The sequence below is a fragment of the Brucella sp. NBRC 12950 genome (assembly GCF_030268145.1).
Taxonomy (GTDB): Bacteria; Pseudomonadota; Alphaproteobacteria; order Rhizobiales; family Rhizobiaceae; genus Brucella.
In genome coordinates, this window is the sequence record NZ_BSQC01000011.1 from 86012 (window position 1) to 111109 (window position 25098).

The window sequence follows — 25098 nt, forward strand, 5'->3', positions numbered from 1 at the left end:
GCTGTAGTGTTTGTCATGAAACAAAGATGATCGGAACGTACCGAGACGCATCTTACCGGCTTTTGGAGCTGGGCCCACGTTTTAGGCGCTTAGCATCCATAACCAAGGTTTGCCCTTTTGGCTTCTGCGCTAGTCGGGCCCTTTCGGGTGAGGCTGCCAAGACGTCTTCACGCCACAATTAACCAACATCGGCTATTTTCGCTGCCTGTCAGCAACATGCGAGGTATTCGCTCTGATATGCTAATTCTGTGCAACACATCCAGCATCCTGTCGAGGCGTCTCCTCGCAAATGACCCTCAGTTGAACTATGTATTTCCGGAGGCAACAACCGTGTCTTTATAAACGGTTACTTTATTGGCATTAAAGAAAATCCGTTCTCTGTCTGTTTTAATCTCTGAATCTCCCAACCTGATCACCGCATTCCCGCTGAGTTGATTTATTGTTTTCGAAACTTTCTCGATGCGGTCTGCACTCATCTCAAATTAAGCTTCTTCGTTTTCGCATTCGCGCTGAAAACCATCGAAGATTCGGCCAAATCGATCAAAATTAAAGCTATTTTACAATGCATTTCTATCTTCTTTTCTTTGCGATGAAGTAAACCACATACGTATTAAAATAAAAGTCCTATAAGTTCCTCACAACAAGTGAGGTATACTACTTCGACTTCCTGCACGCGACAGGCGGGTAAACTGATTGGAGAAATCGGACGTGCACGATGATTTTTATCCGTGCGAGTGAGGCGCGGAGGTGGCGCTGGGGAGCGACTGATCTTTCTGATGGCAAGCTCAGCATCCGTCAGCGCACCAACCGTTACGGTGAAAGAAAGCAAATGGTTTGGTGTTCGCCGACCTTCCCGAAAATATCGACAATCACCAGAACATAGTGAAGCGCCGGCGATTGGTTGCAGAAATAGCGGCTGGAGTGACCGTTTCTACTGGCAAAAAGACGCTACCTGCCAGTTTTCGGCCGAGATATTCAGGCTTCCACGCTATCCGGCAATGGTATGCGTCTAATCGGCTGAGGCATACTTCCGTTCAGGTGAGGTTCGACACCTACGGCAATTTATCCCTATCATTGTATGCAGAAGGCGAACTGCCCGACGCTGAAAAAGCTCTGTTCTCAATCGACGTGAAACGCATCTAATTATCTAATGATTTCAGTGCTGAGGCGAATATCCTAACTCCGCTATTCCGGCTTCGAATCCGGGTGCCTTCGCCTGGGTTAGAAGTCGGATACGTGCTACAAAAAATTAGATATGAGTTCTTAGGGCATCGTAATCATTAATTTTTTACCCCGCACATTGAAAAGTATCTCGTGAAATATCGCTTAGCCTTCGTTCAAACAACCGCGGGCCCTTCTCGGACATCACAAATTCTTATCTTAGCCTGAATAATTTGGCATTGAGTTGCCATATTATTCAGGCTACAAGGGGAAATCGACTTTGTTATCGACTGCCTCTCATAAGTAATTGAAGGCTTTTTCTTTCAATATCGTAAAAACAGCCGCGAAGTTCTATTCGCTTTTTTTTGGCTTGATCGAATTGAAAGGAATTCGTTATGGCAAATGGTACAGTAAAATTCTTTAATGGTACAAAAGGATTCGGTTTTATTCAGCCAGATGATGGTTCGCCGGACGTTTTCGTACACATCTCGGCAGTAGAACGTGCGGGTCTTCACGGCTTGAATGAGGGCCAGAAGGTCAGCTTCGACTTAGTGGCAGACAGACGCTCTGGCAAGCAGGCTGCTGATAATCTTCAGGCACTATAAGCTTTATTGCTATCTGGATTTTGTCTCGTCTCCCTAAACACTGACACAGGCATTTGGCATTTAAGAAGGTCGGCGCTCACCGACCTTTTTTATATTTGCGCAGTGTCCAATCACTCACGTTAGTCCCCAACTCAACACATCCGTTGGAGTATAGTTATGTCTAATGAGGATCAGTACCCGACAAGCGAAGCTCTTTTCAAATCGTCTTTATCGCAGGCCGAAATCAGGAGGGCAGACAAAGATAGTCGCGCAAAATCAATACTTGAGAATGAAAAGCTAGCCTTAGATACGAAAACTCAACGGCTGAAAGCAGCCAGGCTGCAGCGAGACAATCTCGCTTAATAAGCGCCTGAATCCAAGACGTCCCCCGTTACCACTCCAGGTCATTTTTAGACCACAGGACAGCCGTTGTTAGATGACGAAGATAAAAGAGACATCATGGAACACTCTTATTTTCGTCCAGGCCAGGTTTGCGGCGATGGCTTTAATTCTCCAGCCCCACAAAATAGCCACCTCCGCGGATAGAAAGAAGCGCTTGAGGCTTCGCTGTCTGTATTTCGAAAATTCTGAAGTCGCCGTCGCGCTCCAGTCGCTATCTATGGGGTGTCTTTATCCAAATTTAACATTAGCGGCAGGGAAATTGAGGGAAGCAGCTGCCGAGGTCCGGTTCGCTGATCGTTTCAACAAAAATTGAAGCTGTTTAATAAGCCATTTTGCTATAAGAGCCTCGCAGGACATAACAGCTTGGGAATGTACAGATTATGGATTGGTTTATTGTAGTCTTTGTTACGTTCAAGGTTCTCGTATTGGGAACTGGCATGTTCTTTGCCATCAAGTGGCATTACGATCAGGGCAAGAAGACGAAATAAAAATTCCACCGAACAGTTGCCGGGTAAAGCCCAGTTTAATCCCTGGAGAGGGTGGCCCGCCGCCGCTAAATGAAACGCTTAAGCATTGCCAAGATGATTGAATCTCAATGGTATGGCTGCTTGGCCTCCGCGCCACTAAATTTCGGACTTGGCAAAAATATCTCTCGCCAGGTCGATGTTGATGAGCGGCTTTCACTCCGACAATTCGGCTGCATTGTGCCCGACACAACTGTGATGGCACTGCTAACTTGCAAAGTCGGACACCATTTCCTAGAGATAGGTTCTTGCCCTTCCATTGTCTTGAAGGATTCAGTTAGAGGTATGACGACAGGATTTCGAAATATGCTGCTTTTGCTCGATATCTCGAATGATCAGTCAGCATTCCCCCTGATGATGGATGCTCGATCAGAAGATGCCATAGGGTTGCTGCGCGTCTAATCCTGCAGCGACCCCAATCCTTTTCACACAAAATGCGAAAAGTCCTGCTGGGCGACCAGTAGTGCTCACGTTTGGGATTTATTATGGCTATCTGGACCGAACTGGCGCGCGCCGGCAATATTGCTGGCGACGAAATAATATTGCGTCAAAGAGACGACATCTATGAAATCCGGTATAATGGGCTCGAGCTGATGTCGAACATTAATTTCCAATCGGAAACCATCCTTGCCGAGCGCTCGCTAAGACTGTTCGGAGGCTCGCCAAAGAGCGTGTTGATCGGGGGGCTTGGAATGGGTTTTACGCTCAGAGCCGCTCTTGACAACCTGCCCGATGATACTGAGATTACCGTTTGCGAATTCGTACCAGAAATCGTTGATTGGAACCGGACATATATTGGTCACCTAGCAGGCTTTCCTCTCGAAGACCCGAGGGTTAATTTATGTGTGGTCGATGTGATGGACAGATTACATCAACATCCATCAACATTCGATCTAATCCTCATGGATACCGATAACGGGCCGGATTTTTTGGTCAGGCACGAAAATGAAGCGATCTACAGCGACTGCGGTCTAACGGTCATAGAGCGCGCGCTCTCACCATCAGGGATTGCAAGTTTTTGGTCAGCAACAGCTTCGTCAGAGTTCGAGAATAAGCTCGCTGCTATAGACTGGCATTGGACCCGCCAGGATATTTGTTTGATCGGTGGAAGAGCAGATGCGTTCCATTACATCTATCTCGCCGAGCATCGCAGGGCGCTGACCGAGGGCTTATTGGCGAAAAAGTCGGATCATGGGATAGCGGCTATCACGCTCCTTTAATGCGCCACCCGGAATGGCGCTTTTCGCCATTCCGGAAACTGCCAAGGGTTGCAACGCTCGAGGTTACAGTCATGCGAAAGTTCTCTTTCATGAGGGCCTGATCGGATGGAGCCGGCACGGCTTAATTTTGGCTTTGATGACAATTCCCTCGCAAACCTTGGTGATGTTTCAGGAAGCCCAAAATGACGTATTAGGTCATTGTTGGCTCCGTAAAAGCTGGAAGTCGCGTCAGATTGCGGATAAGCCCCTCTGGATTAATTTGATTAAGAGGGGTCTATGTCCTACTTCCCGAATTGGCGTTTAACCAACAACACGACCGTTTTACCTGACGAACGGCTTCCAGCTGCTGCCGCAGTTCCAATGGGCATTCAGCACTTACTGGCAATGTCCGGCTCCACCATTGTCGCGCCCCTGCTTATGGGCTTTGACCCAAATGTTGCGGTATTCTTTTCTGGCATTGGAACGCTTCTCTTCTTCTTTATGACTGGAGGGCGCGTGCCGAGTTATCTTGGCTCGTCCTTTGCCTTTATCGCAGTTGTAATCGCAGTTACCGGCTATGCAGGTAGCGGCCCTAATCCGAACATCGCTCTCGCTCTTGGCGGAATCATTGCTTGCGGCGCGATCTATGCCGCGATCGGGCTTATTGTCATGGCGGTTGGTACGGGTTGGGTTGAAAAGCTCATGCCTCCAGCCGTCACAGGCGCGATTGGCGTTGCAATCGGCCTCAACTTGGCGCCTGTCGCGGTAGGCCAGCTTAAAGGTACCGGTGCGCATATGACGATTGCGCTTTTGACGGTGCTTTGCATGGCGATGATTTCTGCCTATGGCGCGCTTGCTACCAAACGTGTGGCTGTCTTGCTGGCCTTGCTGTTCGGATACTGCTTAGTATTAATTTTCGGCAACGGCTTAGGCATCGTTCCTGGCATTAATTTTGCTGCAGTTGGTTCTGCGCCATGGTTCGGCCTGCCCGCGTTCACTACCCCTGTTTTCACGTGGCCGGCGATCACTTTGATCGCACCTGTGGCGATCGTGCTTGTGGCGGAAAACCTGGGGCATATTAAAGCTCTTGGTTCAATCACTGGCCAGAACATGGACCGCTATATCGGTCGCGGGTTTCTCGGCGATGGCATCGCGACAATGATTTCAGGCTCCGGCGGCGGCACCGGCGTCACAACCTACGCTGAAAACATCGGCGTCATGGCAATGACGAAGGTCTATTCGACATTGATCTTTGTGATCGCTGCAGTGGTCGCAATTGCGCTTGGCATGTCACCAAAATTTGGTGCTATCCTGCAGACGATCCCAGCACCCGTGCTCGCTGGACTTGCAGTATCCGTTTTCGGTCTTATTGCCTCGGCGATGGCGCGCATCTGGGTCGTCAACAAGGTAAACTTTGCTGATCCACGCAATCTATTCACCGTTGGTGTTGCGCTGATTTTCGGCGCAGGAGACTTCACAGTCAATATTGGTAGTTTTGCTCTTGGCGGAATTGGAACATCCACTTTTGCAGCTCTAATCATGTACCAGCTGCTGAGCATCGGCCGATCAAGCAGTGACGGGAAAATCTAGCAACGTGTCGCGCAAAACCCCTGGAGGTCTTGCGCGACACTCCCCCCGCCCCTTATCAGGCGCGACGTGTGCCTGAGGATACGATATCGAGATAGACCGCCAGCACCAGGATGCTGCCCTTTATTATCTGCTGCCAGAATGTATCAACGCCGAGCATCGACATTCCGTTATCCAGGCTTGACATGATGAGGGCACCAACCAATGCGCCAATCACGGATCCGACCCCGCCGCGCATCGATGTTCCCCCGATAAAGCATGACGCGATGGCATCAAGCTCGCCACCGAACCCTGCTGAAGGGGTACCAGCTGCAAGACGAGCAGTAGTCGTTAGTCCTGCGACCGCCGCCATCAAGCCCATCAAGGCAAACACAGCCATTTTGACGAAGTTCACATTGACACCCGAAAACCGCGTCGCTTCGAGATTTGAACCCACAGCGTAGATGTGGCGGCCAAACACCGTCTGGCGTGAAATGACGGTAAAGACGCCCAGAATAACCAGCAACACCAGAACCGGGACCGGTACGCCCTGATAGCTATTGAGGATCAGAATAAAGCCAAGAATAAGGATTCCTGTGCCTACAAGTCGTGCAGTTTCCATCGCCGGGGTGAGTGTTTGAAGACTATGCTTGCGTTTACTGGCACGGGTTCTCAGCGTGATAAGAATTAATACCGTAAACAACACCATGGCACAGACATTGCCAAGCCAACCCGGCAAATAACCCTGACCGATATATTTGAAGCCGGGCGAAATGGGCGCAATGGTAACCCCACCCATGATGCCAAGAACGATGCCACGAAATACCAGCTGTCCACCTAGTGTCACAATGAATGACGGAATCCCGAGATAGGCTGTCAGCCAGCCATTAAAGCCTCCAAGAATGACTCCAAGCACCAAAACGGTGCTGATTGTCGCCCAAAGTGGCCAACCATAGACGACATCAAGCACGGCAGCGACACCGCCCAACAATCCAAGTAACGCGCCCACCGAAAGATCAATTTCACCAGCCACGATTACAAACACCATGGCCGATGCCAACATGCCAGTTATTGCCATCTGACGCAGCAGATTGGAGAAATTCCGCGCCGTCAGAAATTGTGACCGACCCATTTCTGGGTCATAGGTCATGATGGCAAAAAAAGCCCAGATCAGCGCAACGACAATGAGCAGCGCGACGATCTTGTATTCTGAGAGAAATTTTCTGAGGCTTTTGCCTGTCAAAGTCATATCATGCACCAGTTAGATTAGCTGCGGATTAGGCCGCGTTGGTTGCAGGCTTGCCAATTGCAGCGGCAAGGACCTTCTCCTGGGTGAGATTCGCATTCGGGAAATCGCCTCGCAGTCTGCCCTCGCCTATGACGAGAACTCGGTCACTGATGCCAAGCACTTCCGGCATTTCTGATGAAACCATCAAAATCGAAACACCCTGTTTGGCGAGCGCGAATATCAGCTTGTAGATTTCATATTTCGCACCGACATCTACGCCGCGTGTCGGTTCATCCAGGATGAGAACCTTCGGGTCAGGGAGCATCATTTTCGAAAGCACAGCTTTCTGTTGATTGCCGCCTGACAGCGATGCAATCGCCAGCATAGGATCGGCGGTTTTCACTTTGAGCCGCAAAATCTCGCGCTGAATCGTCGCCAACTCGGATTCTTTGTCGATAAGCCCACGCAGCGAAAAACGATCGAGCACCGAAATCGTCATGTTGTGACCGACTGGCATAATTGGCAGGATACCATCGCGCTTGCGATCTTCCGGCACCATGCAGATGCCCTGTCGCACGGCGTCGCGTGGCGTGCGAATCTTAATTTCTTTGCCTTCCAGAAAGACTTTACCCTGATGAGCGCCGGGCCATACACCAAAAAGGCTCGATACCAGCTCTGTGCGCCCCGCTCCCACTAGACCCGCTATCCCCAGAATCTCCCCACGTCTGAGCGCAAAGGAAACATCATCCACCACCTTGCGGTCAGGATTGGTAACATCCCAACATGTGATATTGCGAGCTTCAAACATCACCTCGCCGATGTCGTGAGCTTCACGTGGGAAGAGATTTTTCATCTCGCGCCCAACCATCATTGTAATGATGTCAGCTGTTGCAAGCTCCGCCATCGGACGTGTCGCGATATGCGCGCCATCGCGGATAACCGTCACTGTGTCGGAAATTTCCGCCACCTCATCGAGCTTGTGGGAAATGTAGACGCAAGCCATCCCTTGCGCCTTAAAGTCTTTGATGAGGTCGAGCAAAACCCGTGTTTCTGAAGCGGTGAGTGCCGATGTCGGCTCATCCAGGATGAGCAGCTTGGCGTTTTTGTTGATCGCCTTTGCAATCTCAATGAGCTGCTGCTTGCCTCCAGAGTAGTGATAAACTGGCAAGGCAACGTTGATGTCGTTGATCTTGAGACGAGCGAGCAGTTCAGTCGCTCGCGCATTCATCTGATCATAATCAATGAACCCACCGGTGGTGGGCTCTGAACCAAGAAAAATATTCTCAGCAACCGACAGATGCGGCACCATCATCAGTTCTTGATGGATGATCACAATCCCTGCAGCTTCAGTATCACGAATGCCGCTAGCTTTGAGCTCTTTGCCTTGCCAAAAGATTTCGCCAGTCCAAGTGCCGTAGGGATAAACACCAGACAAAACTTTCATCAGTGTGGATTTGCCCGCACCGTTCTCGCCGCATAGCCCGACACATTCTCCTGCGCGCACTTTCAGATAGATGCCATCCAGCGCCTTCACGCCGTTGAACTCTTTACCGATGTTTTGCATTTCCAAAAGATAGTCGGACATTCGAAACGACCTTACAGTATTTCCAAATAAACTTACTTCGGTTTATCTTTAAAAGCGGGCACCGAAATTTGCACTGGCAGACAACGCTGTCAAAGACGGACCAAAAGATATTGTTTGGAGGCCGGACGTGAGAACCTCAAATTCTAACGTCCGGCCTCGCAGCCCGCATACAGGTTCACAGACCCGAAGGATTATTTCCCTTCAATCTGCTCCTTGGTGTAGAAACCGTCAGTCACATAAACGTCGATATTGTCTTTGGTGACGGCGGTTGGTGTCAGAAGAAGTGTATCGACTTCCTTCGAACCATTGTCGATCTTGCCGTTGAACTCCGGCTTTTCATCGCGAACCAGCTGCACAGTAAGCTTTGCTGCTTCTTCAGCAATCAGCTTGAGCGGCTTGTAAACCGTTACGGTCTGCGTGCCGTCCACGAGGCGCTTAACGGCTGCCAGATCGCTATCCTGTCCGGAAACTGCAGTCTTTCCTGCAAGACCCTGTGCGGCGAGCGCCTGAATTGCGCCGCCGGCGGTGCCGTCATTGGAGGCAACAACCGCATCAATCTTATTGGATGCGGCGGTCAGGGCATTTTCCATGATGGAGAGCGCTTCGGTTGGGCTCCATTCTTTGACCCACTGCGAGCCTACGATCTTGACCTTACCGGAATCGACGGCATCCTTCAGCGCCTTTTCCTGACCAGCACGCAGCAGCTTCGCATTGTTGTCCGTCGGCGAACCGCCGAGCAGATAGTAGTTACCTTCCGGCTTTGCCTTCAAAACGGCTTCTGCCTGCATGAACCCTACGCGCTCATTGTCAAAAGAAATATAAGCATCAATGTCAGCATTCAGGATCAGGCGATCATAGGAAAGAACTTTGATGCCCGAAGCCTTTGCGTCGGCTACAACCGCATCAAAAACCTTCGAATTCATCGGGACGATCACAATGGCATCGACGCCTTGTGAAATCAGGTTTTCGACCTGCTTGACCTGCTTTTCTTCATTGCCGTCAGCCGACTGGACATTGACCTTCGCGCCTAGCTTTTCAGCAGCTGCGATAAAATAGTCGCGGTCACGTGCCCAGCGCTCTACACGCAAGTCGTCGATAGAAAAACCGATAACCGGGTTTTCAGGTGATGCATAAGCAGGCGCAGCATTCATTGCACCAAGTCCGAGAGCCGCTGCAACAAGCGCACCCGTTAGAAAATTACGACGTTTCATGCACGTTTCCTCCAATCACCGCCGGCTTGATGCCGGTTGATACAAGTCCTCGCCCCGAACGAATCCGCCCCCCGGAGTCTGGCACGACAAAACAACCTCCGAAGAGGTTCTATAGTTAGTGTCTGGTTGATCCTCCCTGCGGTGGCATGCACCAAGATCACTCCAGTAAAATCGCACTCAGACGTGCAATCTCATCCTCGGCTGCAATTGATACGTAAAGAAAATTGAATAGCAAGCATTTTTTGATTTACGTACCTCATTTTTACTCCTATGTTCCGCTCCGAGGAGTGAGAATGAAACCCACCGTGCATGATATAGCCAGAACCGCGGGCGTCAGTCTCGCCACGGTTGACCGTGTGCTTAATGATCGACCCGGTGTCAGAGCGAAGACCCGCACTCGTGTAACGGATGCGATGAATGCGCTCGGCTACGTTCGGGACGTGGGTGCTGCAAATCTTGCCCGAAGCAGGCTGTATCAGTTTGATTTCATTTTGCCGGATAACGAAAACACCTTTATGCAGAACCTGCGTGCTGAACTTGAAGCAGCGACAGAACGGGGTTTGTCTGAACGGGTTTTGATCAATCTGGTGCTTGTGCCAGCATTCGATGAAGCGGCACTCGTGAAGGCGTTGAATGATAGCGCCGAACGTAAGCCCGACGGCGTCGCTTTCGTTGCGGTCGATACTGATCCGGTCCGCGAAGCCTGCGCGAAACTGACCGAGGCGGGAATTCACGCTGTGACCCTGGTATCCGATCTGGGTCGTTCAACTCGTGCTCATTATGTTGGTATTGATAATGGTGCTGCAGGACGAACTTCTGCACGTCTATTGGGTCTTTTTGCGAGCGGTACTATTGGTCCGATTGCCGTCATTGCGGGCTCGCTTAAAGTCCATGACCACCAGGAACGCTTCGAGGGCTTCAAAAAGGCCATGGAAACGGATTTCCCGGACCGAGAAATCCTTCCCGTGCTCGAGGGTTTTGACGAAGGCGCGCGCGTAGAGAAGCTCGCCCTTGAGCTGCTCAAGGGCCAGAGAGACCTCGCAGGAATCTATAATCTTGGCGCCGGCAACAGCGGTCTTGTCCGTGCGCTCGCTGCTTTTCAAGATCATAAACGGCCGCTGGTCATTGCCCACGAACGAGACGGAATCACATCGCAAGCACTGAAGGATGGCCTTGTTCACGCCGTGCTGGCGCAGGACGCGGGACACGAAATTCGCAGTGCCGTTCGTGTTTTAAAAGCGACTGCAGACCGCCTCGCGATCGTGCAAGGGCAGGAACATATCCGCATCGAAATCTTCCTCAAAGACAACCTGCCACAGCTTGACTGAGGCGCGGAACACAATAACTCGACTGGAGCAAATATGTATCTCGGGCTTGATCTTGGAACATCGGGCGTAAAAGCGCTTCTGATCGATAGTCAACAAAATATTATCGGTTCTGCCCATGGTGAACTCGATGTCTCTCGCCCCCATCCAGGCTGGAGTGAGCAGAACCCCACGGACTGGATCAGGGCCTGTGAAGCCGCTATCGACGGTTTGCGCACAGCGCATCCAAAGGAATTTTCAACCGTTGCTGGCATAGGTCTTTCCGGCCAGATGCATGGTGCAACACTGCTTGATGAAAACGATCAGGTGCTTCGGCCGTGCATTCTATGGAATGACACGCGCAGCTATAAAGAAGCTGCCGAACTCGACGCCGATCCGGCCTTCCGTGCCATCACCGGCAACATCGTTTTCCCGGGCTTTACCGCGCCCAAACTCGTCTGGGTTGCACGCAACGAACCAGAGATTTTCGCTAGAACACGCAAGATTCTCTTACCGAAAGACTATCTACGGCTTTGGCTCACCGGCGAGTATGTTTCAGACATGTCGGATTCGGCAGGCACAAGCTGGCTTGATACCGGCGCACGCCGTTGGTCGTCTGAATTGCTTTCGAAAACTGGTCTGACGGAAAGCCACATGCCCAAACTTGCCGAGGGCAGCGAGGCCACAGGAAGATTGCGTGCAGAACTTACCTCACGCTGGGGGATCTTGAACGCCCCCGTCGTTGCGGGAGGCGCCGGCGATAATGCTGCTTCGGCCTGCGGCATGGGTACTGTTCAACCGGGTCATGCTTTCGTTTCACTTGGCACATCAGGTGTGTTGTTTGCCGCTAATGCCAGCTATCAACCAAAACCTGAAAGCGCAGTCCACGCTTTCTGCCATGCGCTTCCAAATACGTGGCATCAAATGGGTGTCATTCTATCCGCGGCAAGCGCACTCGAGTGGTTCTCTCGTATCACGTCCACCAGCCCGCACGCGCTTGATGCGGAGCTCGGAGATAGACTCCAAGCCCCCGGAAAGATCAGTTTTCTGCCCTATCTATCGGGCGAGCGAACCCCATACAACGACGCGCGGATTCGAGGCATGTTCAACGGGCTCGAGCATGAGACAGACCGCAAAGCAATGACGCAAGCGGTGCTTGAAGGCGTCGCATTTGCGATCCGCGATAATCTCGCCGCACTGCAATCGGCAGGTACCGAGATCAAATCGCTCATCGCAGTTGGTGGTGGTTCGCGCTCTGCCTATTGGCTCAAATCAATTGCCACAGCATTGAATGTTCCAATTTCTCTTCCCGAAGAAGGCGACTTTGGTGCCGCATTCGGCGCAGCACGTCTTGGCCTGATCGCTGCAAGTAACGCTGATCCTTTTGCGATCTGCACGCCGCCGCGCACGGCCCATACCATTGAACCCGAACACGCGCTCACCGCGTCATACGACGAAGCATATCAGCGTTACCACGCACTTTATCCCGCGCTGCAACCTCTGGCTCAGTAAGCCCGAGGCGCAGCGTCACCAGCATCAACATTGGAGGAGCATGATGAGCACCGCATTTTTCGGCGACATCCAGAAAATACGTTATGAAGGTCCAGATAGCGATAATCCGCTAGCATTCCGCCACTATAACCCGGACGAAATCGTCCTCGGCAAGCGTCTGGAAGACCACCTACGTTTTGCAGTCGCCTATTGGCACAGCTTCGCGTGGGAAGGTGGAGATCCTTTCGGCGGACGGACATTTGACCGTCCCTGGTATAAGGATGACCTCGAAGCCGCAAAACTAAAAGCCGATGTTGCATTTGAGTTCTTTTCGCTTCTCGGCGCACCTTTCTATTGCTTCCACGACGCCGACGTGCGCCCAGAAGGCAACAATTTTGCTGAGAACACGAAGAACCTCGAAGTCATTGTGGATATTTTCGAGCGCAAGCAGGCTGAAACCGGTATCAAGCTTTTGTGGGGCACTGCCAATCTCTTCTCACATCGTCGGTATATGTCGGGTGCTGCGACCAATCCCGATCCGGAAGTGTTTGCTTTTGCAGCTGCAACCGTGAAAACCTGCCTCGATGCAACCAAGCGCCTTGGCGGTGACAATTATGTGCTTTGGGGCGGTCGCGAGGGTTATGAAACCCTGCTCAACACCGATCTGACGCGCGAGCTCGACAATATGGGGCGGTTCCTCAACCTTGTAGTCGAGTACAAGCACAAGATTGGCTTCAAGGGTACAATCCTGATCGAGCCAAAGCCACAGGAACCAACAAAGCACCAGTATGATTACGATGTCGCAACGGTTTACGGCTTCCTCAAGCGCTACGGTCTCGAAAACGAGGTGAAGGTCAATATCGAGCAGGGCCACGCAATTCTCGCAGGCCATTCATTCGAGCATGAACTGGCACTGGCCCGCAGCCTTGGGATTCTTGGCTCAATCGACATGAACCGCAACGACTACCAGTCAGGCTGGGATACAGATCAGTTCCCGAACAATGTACCGGAAATGGCGCTCGCTTATTATCAGGTGCTGCTCAACGGCGGCTTGAAGAATGGTGGCACCAATTTCGATGCCAAGTTGCGTCGTCAGTCGCTTGACCCACAGGATTTGCTGATTGGCCATATCGGCGGCATGGACTGCTGTGCACGCGGCCTCAAAGCCGCCGCCCTGATGTTGCAGGACGGCGCTCTGAGCAAGCCGCTCGATGAGCGATATGCTGGCTGGTCTGGCGATTTCGGGAAAACGATTGGAACCGGCATGTCGCTGGAACAGATCGCATCAGAAGTCGAAGCAAAAGACATCAATCCAAAGCCAAGATCCGGCCGTCAGGAATATCTGGAAAACGTGGTCAACCGTTACGTTTAATCTCAAAGAGAAACAAAACCCCGCTTTTGAGCGGGGTTTTGAGTTTAATTCGACGCAACGTTGTGTGGTGTTCGACAAGCGGCAAAGCGGTCCAGCTTCTGGTCGTAAGCAGACGTTTTAACCGCCATCATACCAAGCACCGTATGAAACAGATTATCATGCGATGATGGCTCAGCCGTCGTCTTGCGCAAGCAATCAGGATTGAGACCGGTAGCAGCCGCATATTCTGGTGCAAACCATGTGATAAACGGTATGTGTGTCTGCTGCGATGGCGCGATGAAATAGGGCGCTGCGTGAAGGTAAAGACCGTCCTCACCAAGCGACTCGCCATGATCGGACATATAAATCATCGCGGATGCAAACTTTTCCTCATGCGCTTTGAGAAGATCGACAATCTCGGACAGAATATGGTCCGTATAAAGGATCGAGTTGTCATAGGCGTTGACGATTTCTTCCTGCGAGCATTTAGCAAAATCATTTGAACGGCAATCGGGTGCAAAGACCGCATATTCAGCCGGGTATCGGCGATAATAGGCAGGGCCGTGGCTACCCGTCATATGTAAAACGATGGTCGCATTGCCCGAAATTTCGCTCAGCTCGTTGGACAGGCTATCAACCAATATCTGATCGAGACATTCGCCACCTTCGCAATAGCGCTTGTCCTGCGCGCCTTGCAGATCGGTCAGCTTGATGCGTTCTGCAACGCCCTTGCTGCCAGTATTGTTCTCATACCAACGCGTCTGTACGCCTGCATGTTGGAGCACATCCATCAAGTTTTCGGAACCGCGGAACTTTGTATTGGAATAATCTTCACGAGTGAAAGGCGAAAACATGCAAGGCACTGAAACCGAAGTCTCTGTTCCGCAGCTCGTCGTGTCAGTGAAGGCAACAACGTCGCGTTTTTTCAGTTCAGGATTGGTTTCACGCGCATAACCGTTGAGGCTGAAATTCTGCGCCCGAGCAGTTTCACCAACGACAACGACCGTTACCAGCTTTTTGCCTCCGGGCAATTGAGTCAACGTTTGCTTGGCATCGAGCCCCAATGGCTCCATTGTAATGTCACGGTTTTTGACCACATGCGAGACATATTGGATCGTGCTGGTGATCGGCGTGCTCGGCATGAGCTTTTGCATAATATCAGCGCCATGCTCGCGAAACATTGATGAATAAGCCGCGTAGTTTGTTCCAAGTATGGCAACGGCTGCGATCAGACATGTGAGAATGACACCCGTATTCACCATCAGCTTGCCAAGCAGTCGTCGGTGCTTAACCCTCACCCAAGCAATCAACAGCGATGGTACAACGCCGAAAAGCATCATGTGCCAAATGAAGCTCGGCGTCAGCAAAGCACCGGATTCAGCCTGCGTAGTTATAAGAGCTGCTTCAACGACATTCTTGTCAATGATCGTACCGAAGGTATCAGTGAAGTAGGAACCACCTGCCGCAATTATCACAAATAGGATCAACATCGGTTTGACGACGTATTTTGCCGAAAACAACACAAAAAGCGCGGTGTGCAACAGCAACAGTGCCACGACTATGCCAGCAAGCCTTAATGGAGAATCAGCATAATAGGTGCCGATTGCACGCCAGAACGACGTGTTTGTGAATATGAGAACGTAAAGTGCAGTTAAAAGACACAGTGGCCCGCTGGCAATCACAGGGCGGAATTTCTGCATGGCACGCGCTTTCGAAAAGCTTTGAATTGACGCACCTGACGGATCCGACCTAAAAGAGGCCGGCTTTATCAGGCACATTTCAATCAAACATGAAATCAAGATGGCTTTTCTACGACGGCTGAACCGGCCCATAAGCGAGATCGCGTTACGCAAACAAAAACGCCGCCCAAATGGCGGCGCTTTCCAAATTTTTTGCTTCAGAGGCTTACCCATCCGCCATTTTTATTTGACGAGCGCACACAAGCATCGATGAAAGCAACGCCTTTGACACCATCGTCGACGGTTGGATAAATGATTGCACTGTCAGGGCTGGTGTTGTCGCGTCGGGCCTGAATTGCGTTTGCAGCTTCCCTGTAGATCGTGGCAAAGGCTTCGAGATAGCCTTCCGGATGCCCGCCCGGCACGCGCGTCACGCGGGTTGCAGCATTGCCAACGCCTGCTCCACCTCGGGTGATCAGCCGCTTTTGTTCACCAAACGGTGTGAACCACAGGCGGTTAGGATCTTCCTGCGCCCACTCAATGCCGCCCTTAGTGCCATAGACACGCAAACGCAGCGCATTCTCATTGCCCGGTGCCACTTGACTGCACCAGAGCATACCCTTGGCTCCACCGGTGAAACGAAGCATCACATGTGCATTGTCATCCAACCGACGACCCGACACGAAACTATCGAGATCGGCCGCTAGACTTTCAAGCGTCAGACCAGTGACAAAGGAGGCTAGATTGAAGGCATGGGTGCCGATGTCGCCTGTTGCGCCTCCAAGACCAGATTGCGCCGGATCAGTGCGCCAGACAGCACCCTTTGCGCCCGTTTCTTCAACCGCTTCCGTGAGCCAGTCTTGCGCATATTCAACCTGAACCACACGCAAATCACCAAGCTCCCCATTGGTGATCATTTCGCGCGCCTGCCGAACCATCGGATAACCGGTATAATTATGCGTCAGCACAAACAATGCACCGCTCTCGTCGGCCACCTTCTTCAGCTTCTTTGCATCGGCCAAGGTCGAGGTCAGTGGCTTGTCGCAGATCACATGAATGCCGCGACGTAGAAATTCCTTGGCGGCATCATAATGCACATGATTTGGCGTAACGATTGCGACCGCTTCAATACCATTCTTTAGACGCGCTTCGCGGATCGCCATATCCTTGTAGCTGGAATAAATGCGATCTTCTGAAAGCCCAAGCTCGCGCCCTGATGCTTGGGCTCGTTCGGGCGATGAAGAGAGTGCGCCTGCCAACAGTTCAAAGCGATTGTCCAAGCGTGAGGCCATGCGATGAACTCCGCCAATAAAGGCCCCTGCACCGCCGCCAACCATACCGAGTCGAATGCGTGGATTGGCCGCTTCTTTGGTTTTTGCTTCAATGGTCATTGAACTACCTATAATCCCAGCATACGACGATTGGCAGCATCATCGGTGCCGCCCGCAGCAAAGTCATCGAACGCTTTGTCGGTGACGCGAATGATATGGTGCTTTACAAACTCCGCACCCTCACGCGCACCGTCTTCAGGATGCTTCAACGCGCATTCCCATTCGACAACAGCCCAGCCATCAAAATCATTGGCCGCCATCTTGGAGAAAATGGCACCAAAATCGACTTGACCATCGCCCAAAGAACGGAAACGGCCCGCACGGTTTACCCAGCCCTGATAGCCACCATAAACACCCTGACGACCGGTCGGATTAAACTCGGCATCCTTGACGTGGAACATCTTGATGCGGTCTTTGTAGATGTCGATATTGTCGAGATAGTCGAGACATTGCAGCACGTAATGCGACGGATCATAAAGCATGTTCGCACGCGGATGGTTCTTGACCCGTTCAAGGAACATTTCAAACGTCACACCATCATGCAGATCTTCGCCCGGATGAATTTCGTAGCAAATATCCACACCATGCTCGTCAGCATGGTCAAGGATTGGCAGCCATCGGCGGGCGAGTTCATCAAACGCTGCCTCGACCAGACCGGCCGGACGCTGTGGCCACGGGTAGATGAAGGGCCAAGCCAATGCGCCTGAAAAGGTTGCATGTGCTCCTATGCCCAGATTGCGCGAGGCGCGGATTGCCATCTTCACCTGTTCGACCGCCCATTGCTGGCGCGCTTTTGGATTGCCACGGACTTCCGGCACAGCGAAACCATCAAAAGCTTCATCATAGGTCGGATGAACAGCAACAAGCTGCCCCTGCAAATGTGTGGAAAGTTCGGTCACTTCGACGCCGTTTTCGCGCGCGATGCCAGCAAACTCGTCGCAATAATCTTTGGATTCAGACGCTTTTTTAAGATCGATCAACTGGCTTGCCCAGGTGGGAACCTGCACACCGGCATAGCCCTTCTCTGCAGCCCATTTCGTGATGCCGTCCCATGTATTGAACGGCGCTTCATCACCTGCAAACTGCCCGAGAAATATCCCTGGCCCCTTGATCGTCTTCATCAAAAGTCCTCCGAATGAAATTCAAAACTGTTTAGGGGAAATTCAAATGCGCGCCTGCCAATGCAGGCGCGCAAAGATGACATTAGAAAGGAGAGTCCGGGAAGTAGAACTGCTCGGCATTGTCCTTGGTCACCAACGTAGCGTCGAGGATATAGTTGCCGCTTACCGGGATCTGATCGTAGAAATGACCAGCTGCCAACTGCATGGCTGTAGAAACCATTGCAGGCGGATAAAGCACATCCACCGGCATCAGCTTATCGCCGTCCATCACCTTCTTGATCATGTCCTTGGAACCAGCGCCGCCGATGACATATTGAATGTCTTCACGATTGGCCTGTTTAATGGCTTCAAGCACGCCCACAGCCATGTCGTCATCCTGACACCAGACAACGTCGATCTTCGGGTACTTTGTTAGGAAGTCCTGCATGACACGAAACGCATCATCACGGTTCCAATTGCCATACTGGCGATCAAGAATCTTGACGTTGGAGCCTTCGATACCCTTGTCAAATCCATCCTGACGCTGCTGGTCAATCGGAATAGGAAGGCCACGAATAACTACAACCTGCGCATCAGGTGTCGTTTTCTTGATGTATTCGCCAGCGACCTGACCGAGAGCCGGATTATTACCCGCCACATAAAGATCACGGATCGTATTGTCATTGCTGCTCGGCGCACGGTCGACGAGAGCTACGAAAGTGCCTTTATCCTTGATTTCCTTAATAGCGTTGACGAGTGGATCCGGATCGGTTGGCAGCACGACCAGACCGTCAAGCCCCTGAACGGCAAGATCCTGCAATGCATTTGCCTGACTGGCTGCGTCCGGCGAAGTCTTGACGATCACGTTGAGACCTGGATGCTCCTGCATCAGAAGCTTGGCAACGCGTTCGGCATGATAAACTACACCGGAAGTCCAGCCATGATCCGCAGCAGGGATCGATACACCGATCGTAACCTTTTTATCCTGTGCATTCGCGCCACCGGCAAATGCCAATGCCCCAGCCGCCAAAGCAGCAAAAGCAACACCTAGAAATTTTCCTCGCATTCATTCCTCCCAAATGGTCAGGGGGCTATATCGATGTGTGACCGGACTGCCCCTTGAATCCCGTCAAACCTGTCATTCAGGGCGCGAAAACACGATGCCTCACGCCTTGATTTTCATCGCCGCGAAAGCGACCTCTGCACCAGCATCGCGATAATGATGATTGCGCCTTGAATAGCACCAATCAGGTACTCGCTGATGAAATTGGAGAGCAACATGATATTGCCGACGATTTCGAGGATGAACGCGCCGCAAATTGTGCCCCAGACCCGTCCCACGCCCCCGCGCAATGCCGTGCCGCCGACGACGACCGCAGTGATTGCCTGAAGTTCCCATAACATGCCCGTCGTTGCCGACGTTGAACCCAGTCGTGGAACGTACAGCAAGACCGCAACAGCGACGCAAAGTCCCTGAACCACATAAGCAATTGTGCGAACGCGCTTGACGGAAATCCCTGAATAGCGTGCCACGTCTTCGCTGGAACCGACTGCGATGACGTGGCGCCCATATCGCGTACGATAAAGAACAAACGCTGCGATCGCTGCTGTGACGAAAATAGCGATGACCGGGATAGGAACACCAAAAACCGAACCGAAATAAGCAGGGCGATAGAGCGCCTGAATCTCAGGGTTACGCAGCGTGATTGCGCCGCCCTGAGATAGCCACGTTGTCAAACCACGGTAAATCCCCATCGTTCCGAGGGTCGCAATGAACGGCTCTATTCCTCCGAGCGTGGTAATCAGCCCGTTGGTTAACCCACAAAGTGCACCGACCACCACGGCAAGAAGGACGGCCGCGATCAACATCATGACGGGATCAGCGATGACACCACTGTTCATGAACATGATCATGATACTGCCCACGAAAGCAGCCATAGCGCCAACAGAAAGATCTAATCCTCCTGAGGAAATCACATAAGTCGCACCCAACGCGATGATTGCGATAAAGGCACTGCGTGTCGCGACATTCAGCAGATTATCGATGCTGATGAAATTTGGATTGGCAATTGTTCCCAGAACAAGCAGCAGAAGCAGCGCAACAAATGGTGCTATTGCCCGCAGATCCCAGTCTCGAGACGTCTTAGGCACCCTGCTTTTGTCAGTTACATCGTCAGTCATTGACTCCCCTTTTTTTATTTTATGCTGCTTCTTCAGTGCTGACGCCTGTAGCCAAAACGACGATGTCGTGTTCCGTCATTCGGTCACCGGTCACTTCACCAACGACCCTGCCCTCGCGCATGACGACAATACGATCGCATATGCCTATCAATTCAGGCATTTCAGACGAAACAACGATAATCGATTTGCCCTCATCGGCCAGGTTGGCGATGAATTGATAAATCTGCTCTTTGGTGCCCACATCAATGCCGCGCGTCGGCTCGTCGATGATCACAATGGACGGGTTGAGCATCATCATCTTTGCCAACAAAAGCTTTTGTTGGTTTCCGCCTGACAATTGTCCTGCAAGAATATCTTTGCGGCCAGTGCGAATATCGAATTCTTTGATCGCATCATCAAGCGCCACACGCTCTCGTCGACGGTCAATCTGCAAACCACGCACAAATTTACTGATAGATGCAAGCGTCAGATTGATGCCAAGATCCTTGGCAAGCAACAATCCCTTGCCCTTACGGTCTTCACTTAAATAGGCAATACCGGCGGAAAGACTTTCATGCGCATTGCGAAAGTTTACAGACTTTCCCCTGTGCAGCAGATGTCCTTTGCCAGGTCGAAGTCCGACAATGCCTTCCATCAGTTCTGTTCGTCCTGCCCCGACTAGCCCCGCAAAGCCTAGGATCTCGCCCCTGTTCAACTTGAAGCTTGCTGTTTTCACGTAGCCGGGGACGCTGAAGTCTTCGACTTCTAGCACCCGTTCCTGTCCGCGCTGCGCTGAACGATCTGGATAAAGCTTGGCAACATCGCGACCAACCATAAGCCGAGCCATGTCGTTCGGCTGAAGCTCTGCTGCCATATGAGCCGCAACGAGCGTTCCATCGCGCAGAACCGTAACGCGATCCGAAATCTCTTTCACTTCCGGCAGACGATGGGAGATATAAAGAACCGCAACTCCCTTCGCTCTGATATCCATGATAACCTTCAGCAGCGCTTCGGTTTCGACCGGTGTCAAAGATGCTGTCGGCTCATCGAAAATCACCACGCGATGCGGTACAAGCAGTACCCGTGCAATCTGCACTAGCTGGCGCTGCGCTATCGATAGGCTGCCGACGATTGCATCAGGATTGATGTCCGCGCCCAGATCGCGAATGGCTTTCCGAGCTCCTTCGCGCATTGATCTATCATCCACAACAAGTCCATTGGAAAGTTCTCGTCCGAGATAGATATTCTGCGCGACCGTCAGATCCGGCGCGAGCAAGATTTCCTGATGCACAAGGACAATACCCTGCGCTTCGGCTTCCACGGGATTTGAAAAAGCGATTAGCTTTCCATCGATGCGAATTTCACCGCTCGTGGGACGCTCATTCCCCGCCAGCAGTTTCATCAAAGTCGATTTTCCGGCGCCATTTTCGCCGATAATGGCGTGAACTTCGCCACCATAAATGCTCAAATTAATGTTTTTGAGAACCTGAACTGGGCCAAATGACTTTGACAGCGACACAGCTTCAAGGAGTGGCACCGTGGTCTGCGTGTGTGCCAGAATCATGCGAACCTACCGTAGACAACGTTGTCGGAACCGGTCGCAAAACGACTTCTATGTGCGAAAAAACCAATCTTCACGTGAACTCCTCCCAAAGCGTCACATCACAACCTTAGCGTCGCTCTTGAGGTACGTAAAGCAAAATTGTTCATAACACAAAAACAATCGCGCCATGCAATACTGGCAGCTATCAGCGGAAAGTATTGAAAAGGGGGCCTTCAACGAAGCGAGCCGCCTCACATCACAATTTGGACCGATGTTCCGCCAAGTTGTGTCAAGATCTCAAATTCAGGCATCCCGTCACATCGCATTCCCATCGAGGTCCGGCACCTCTATGTCGATCGACGCTTTTCCACCCTGCAAATCAGTCAAAACAGGCATTCGGCGACGCTTTGATCGTAAAGCAATAAGACAATCTTAAAGTAGTATATATACAGCAAGACACGCGCATTTTTATATATTATGAAGCGATACGTCCAAGGCGTGTTGAATTGCGGATAAAGATATTATGAACTCCAATTTAGCGCAGTCACAGTGGCGCATGCTAGACATGCTGCCAGCCGTCTCTCTTTTCCTGATAGGCCTGATGGTGCTGGTCTATGCAGTTCTGTTTCCACGCGGTGAGAATGGTCAATTTGCAGTGCTGATGCGGCCCTGGGCCGACGCTTCGCAGGTGTCCACCCTCCTCAAGGAGGCAGACGCACAGATACTTTCTTTCAATGAACGAATGAACGTCGTAGTTGTACATTCTGATCGCCTCGACGCAATTTCCGCACTTTATAACGCAGGCGCATGGCTTGTCTTTGAACCTGCCCAACTTTCCAGCTGTTTTGACCTTGCCGTCACCGGGGCCTAGTACATGATCATTGAACTCGACGATATCCGCAGACGCTTTGCGCGTTTTCTTGTGGTTCTGTTCTGGCTGCATGTACCACTTTTCGCCGCGATCGCTTATGGGGCCGGCGCTTCCGTTACGGGCGGTGCATTGGCGGGCACGTTCCTCGCAGCAAGCTACAACTTGATGTGGTGGCGTGCAGACATTGCACCAGCTACCCGTTTTTTATCTGCCGTGGCTCTTGTTGCGGAGCCCGCCATTCTGCTTTATCTGCTCCGCGGCCATATCTGGCAGATGGATATGCATATGTATTTCTTTGCCATGCTGGCCCTGACGATTGGCTGGTGTGACAGAAGAGCGACCATCATTGCAGCCGTTGCAATTGCCCTCCATCACCTTACGCTCGACTATCTGCTCCCATCTCTGGTCTTTCCAACTGGAAGCGATGTTCGACGCGTTATGATCCATGCCGTAATCGTTGCTCTTGAAGCAGCCGTGCTCGTATGGTTTTCCGACATGCTAGTGAGTTGCGTGAACAGCATTAGCAATATGCGCGATGAGATCTTGGCCAAGAACTCAGCGATTGAAATGCACTCGGCCCAGGTTGAGCAGGCTTACAAAGCCAAGGGGATGTTCCTGGCCAATATGAGTCACGAAATCCGCACCCCTCTTAATGCAATCCTGGGCTTTTGCCATTTGATGCTTCGCACAGACATGACGGAGCGCCAGCGTGACTACCTGTCGAAGATCAACAGTGCCAGCGGCTCACTACTTCGCCTGATCAACGATATTTTGGACTTCTCCAAGAATGATGCGGGCAAGCTCACTCTGGAGAACCGACCGTTCGAGTTGCGTGCTCTATTTGATCGCAAGCTTCAGATCACAAGCACCGATGCCCGGGCTAAAAACGTGACCGTTAATCTGCACATTGATCAAGGCGTCCCAGAACGGTTAGTTGGCGACGAGATGCGGCTTGGCCAAGTCTTGCTTAATCTCATGAGCAACGCCATCAAATTTAGTGAAAATGGCTCAGTTATGCTACGTGTGAGCGGCAAGCCGTCAGAGGATGGCAACTATCGTTTGCAGATAGCTGTTGCCGACACCGGCATCGGCATGACCGCCGATCAGCAATCAAAGCTCTTCAGTTCCTTCTCCCAAGCGGACAGTTCGACAACGCGTCGCTTTGGCGGAACGGGCCTAGGACTGGTGATTAGTAAGCAGATCGCCGAACAAATGGGCGGCGACATTACGGTGTCGAGCACACCCGGCAAAGGCAGTGTCTTTACCGTGACAGCAACACTCGGCAATGTTGACCGCACGCATTCGATAATCGAAAAGCCTCAACTCCATATTCAAAAGCTACGAATCCTTGTCGCAGACGACAATCCAGCTTCCCGCGAGATTTTGCAGAGCATATTTGCTGATTGGTCCATGCAAGTCGATCTGGTAGCTTCGGGCACAGAAGTGATCGGCGCCTTGGAAACAGCATTCCAGCGCGGAAACCCTTATGATGTTGTTCTGCTTGATTGGAAGATGCCAGGCATGGATGGCATGGAAACTGTCAGTACCCTATACGCGAATACAAAACTCACCAAACTGCCGGAAATCGTTCTTATCACGGCCTATGGCAGCGACGAATTCAAAGCACGGGCTTCTCGCGCCGGTATTGCAGCGTACCTGCCAAAGCCGATAGAATCGCAGCAAATCCTGCAAACTTTGAATATGCTGTTCCCGCTTTCAATAGATTCAAGCAACCAAGCAAGAGATTCTGAACTCATCGCAGAACCGTTGCGCGGAGCGCACGTGCTATTAGTAGAAGACAACGCGATCAATCGCGAAATCGCCTACCAACTGCTCAGTGATGCGGGTCTCGATGTCGATATCGCTGAAAATGGACGTATTGCCTGTGAAAAGGTAGCGCGGTCCGGATCACTCTATTCTGCCATATTGATGGATGTACAAATGCCTGAGATGGATGGTCTGGAAGCAACCACCCATATTCGGCGCAATTGGTCAGCAGAGGCCCTGCCAATCATCGCGTTGACTGCTCACGCCTATGAAGAAGAACGACGCAGATGTGCCGAAGCGGGAATGAATGACCACGTTGCCAAGCCCATCGACCCAAGTATTCTCATCGGGACTTTGGAACGCTGGATGAAACCTCGTGAACTGAAGACCGCCCCTCAAGCATCACAAGACAAAAAATCTGAACTGCTGCAAACTGACCTCCCTGAACGTCTCCCGCCTTTCGATCTGGCGCGCGCTCTTGTCCGCGTCAACGGAAAGCAGGCCTTGTTGCGCCGCCTCATTATCAGTTTCCACGATGATTTTGTCGATGTCATTCAGACACTGATGGACCAGATAGCAAAGGGCGACCTTACAAGCGCGCGCCGTTTAGCCCATACGCTGAAGGGCGTTGCGGCCTCGCTTGAATTGCCTGAAATTTCGCGCATCGCTGCTGAAGTGGAGCTTGCGATTGCCAACGAGCAGTTGGTCGGATTAGAGCCAACATTATCTGCGCTCAACTCAGCCTTGAAACCTGCATTGAAGGCTGCCGAGAACTTGAAGGAACGATCGAACGCGCCCATTCTACAAAGGGCGGATGCCATCCAAAAGACGGATTTAGCAGCCGAAGTCGCAACGTTGCGTGATCATCTGACACGCAGAAGTATGCGGGCACGCACTAGTTTCGATGCCTTGATGCAGACCCTTGAAGCAACCGCAGACAGTCGAGCAAAAGGCGCAGCACTAGGTGACGCGAAAACTGCATTGGATAAACTTGATTACGAGTCCGCCTTGCGAAGCCTTGATGCAGCTTTTGACGACTAA

At 51.7% G+C, this 25098-nt stretch carries 19 protein-coding genes; 10 read left to right on the forward strand and 9 right to left on the reverse strand.

The window, feature by feature from the left end:
- The first annotated feature begins 837 nt into the window (after positions 1-837).
- The 5 genes from QSJ70_RS18440 to QSJ70_RS18460 all read left to right on the forward strand — a co-directional run bounded on the left by QSJ70_RS18440 (position 838) and on the right by QSJ70_RS18460 (position 5460).
- Entirely contained in the window at positions 838-1143 is a 306-nt protein-coding gene (locus QSJ70_RS18440) for a hypothetical protein (protein ID WP_285538571.1), read from the forward strand.
- A gap of 413 nt (positions 1144-1556) precedes the next feature.
- Positions 1557-1766, forward strand: a complete 210-nt coding sequence (locus tag QSJ70_RS18445; protein ID WP_215777519.1) for a cold-shock protein — start codon at positions 1557-1559, stop codon at positions 1764-1766.
- 938 nt (positions 1767-2704) lie between these two features.
- A complete protein-coding gene (locus QSJ70_RS18450) occupies positions 2705-3073 on the forward strand; it encodes a hypothetical protein (protein WP_285538573.1) in 369 nt (122 codons plus the stop codon).
- A gap of 83 nt (positions 3074-3156) precedes the next feature.
- Positions 3157-3891, forward strand: a complete 735-nt coding sequence (locus QSJ70_RS18455) for a spermine/spermidine synthase domain-containing protein (protein ID WP_215777522.1) — start codon at positions 3157-3159, stop codon at positions 3889-3891.
- Positions 3892-4167: 276 nt separating this feature from the next.
- Positions 4168-5460, forward strand: coding sequence for a solute carrier family 23 protein (locus tag QSJ70_RS18460; RefSeq protein WP_285538576.1), 1293 nt, complete (start codon positions 4168-4170; stop codon positions 5458-5460).
- A 55-nt stretch (positions 5461-5515) separates the two neighbouring features.
- Here QSJ70_RS18460 and QSJ70_RS18465 read toward each other — a convergent pair whose 3' ends face one another.
- The 3 genes from QSJ70_RS18465 to xylF form a co-directional block, all read right to left on the reverse strand.
- Complete coding sequence (locus QSJ70_RS18465; protein WP_215777525.1) at positions 5516-6685, reverse strand: sugar ABC transporter permease; 1170 nt, start codon at positions 6683-6685, stop codon at positions 5516-5518.
- Positions 6686-6713: 28 nt separating this feature from the next.
- On the reverse strand, positions 6714-8249 hold the full coding sequence (locus QSJ70_RS18470) for a xylose ABC transporter ATP-binding protein (protein WP_285538579.1): 1536 nt from the start codon (positions 8247-8249) through the stop codon (positions 6714-6716).
- A 191-nt stretch (positions 8250-8440) separates the two neighbouring features.
- A complete protein-coding gene (gene xylF, locus QSJ70_RS18475) occupies positions 8441-9460 on the reverse strand; it encodes a D-xylose ABC transporter substrate-binding protein (protein ID WP_215777529.1) in 1020 nt (339 codons plus the stop codon).
- Between the two features lie 293 nt (positions 9461-9753).
- Here xylF and QSJ70_RS18480 point away from each other — a divergent pair, with 293 nt between their 5' ends.
- The 3 genes from QSJ70_RS18480 to xylA are packed head-to-tail and all read left to right on the forward strand — an operon-like array spanning position 9754 to position 13627.
- Positions 9754-10788, forward strand: coding sequence for a LacI family DNA-binding transcriptional regulator (locus QSJ70_RS18480; protein ID WP_215777531.1), 1035 nt, complete (start codon positions 9754-9756; stop codon positions 10786-10788).
- A gap of 33 nt (positions 10789-10821) precedes the next feature.
- Positions 10822-12276, forward strand: a complete 1455-nt coding sequence (gene xylB, locus QSJ70_RS18485) for a xylulokinase (protein WP_285538582.1) — start codon at positions 10822-10824, stop codon at positions 12274-12276.
- 43 nt (positions 12277-12319) lie between these two features.
- Entirely contained in the window at positions 12320-13627 is a 1308-nt protein-coding gene (gene xylA / locus QSJ70_RS18490; protein WP_285538584.1) for a xylose isomerase, read from the forward strand.
- A 44-nt stretch (positions 13628-13671) separates the two neighbouring features.
- Here the strand turns inward: xylA and QSJ70_RS18495 are convergent, their stop codons facing one another.
- The 6 genes from QSJ70_RS18495 to QSJ70_RS18520 form a co-directional block, all read right to left on the reverse strand.
- Positions 13672-15306, reverse strand: coding sequence for a phosphoethanolamine transferase (locus QSJ70_RS18495; RefSeq protein WP_285538586.1), 1635 nt, complete (start codon positions 15304-15306; stop codon positions 13672-13674).
- A 197-nt stretch (positions 15307-15503) separates the two neighbouring features.
- Positions 15504-16676 carry a Gfo/Idh/MocA family protein gene (locus tag QSJ70_RS18500; RefSeq protein ID WP_285538588.1) on the reverse strand — a complete coding sequence of 391 codons (1173 nt, stop codon included), beginning with the start codon at positions 16674-16676 and terminating at the stop codon, positions 15504-15506.
- Between the two features lie 8 nt (positions 16677-16684).
- Positions 16685-17737 carry a sugar phosphate isomerase/epimerase family protein gene (locus QSJ70_RS18505; protein WP_285538590.1) on the reverse strand — a complete coding sequence of 351 codons (1053 nt, stop codon included), beginning with the start codon at positions 17735-17737 and terminating at the stop codon, positions 16685-16687.
- 82 nt (positions 17738-17819) lie between these two features.
- Positions 17820-18782 (reverse strand): substrate-binding domain-containing protein, encoded by a 963-nt coding sequence (locus tag QSJ70_RS18510; RefSeq protein ID WP_215777541.1) that lies wholly within the window; start codon positions 18780-18782, stop codon positions 17820-17822.
- Positions 18783-18895: 113 nt separating this feature from the next.
- Complete coding sequence (locus QSJ70_RS18515; protein WP_215777542.1) at positions 18896-19897, reverse strand: ABC transporter permease; 1002 nt, start codon at positions 19895-19897, stop codon at positions 18896-18898.
- A gap of 19 nt (positions 19898-19916) precedes the next feature.
- Entirely contained in the window at positions 19917-21440 is a 1524-nt protein-coding gene (locus tag QSJ70_RS18520; protein ID WP_215777544.1) for a sugar ABC transporter ATP-binding protein, read from the reverse strand.
- Positions 21441-21942: 502 nt separating this feature from the next.
- On the opposite strand from QSJ70_RS18520, the gene QSJ70_RS18525 reads away from it, so the two are divergent.
- Positions 21943-22290, forward strand: coding sequence for a hypothetical protein (locus tag QSJ70_RS18525; protein WP_215777546.1), 348 nt, complete (start codon positions 21943-21945; stop codon positions 22288-22290).
- Positions 22291-22293: 3 nt separating this feature from the next.
- Complete coding sequence (locus tag QSJ70_RS18530; RefSeq protein WP_285538595.1) at positions 22294-25098, forward strand: response regulator; 2805 nt, start codon at positions 22294-22296, stop codon at positions 25096-25098.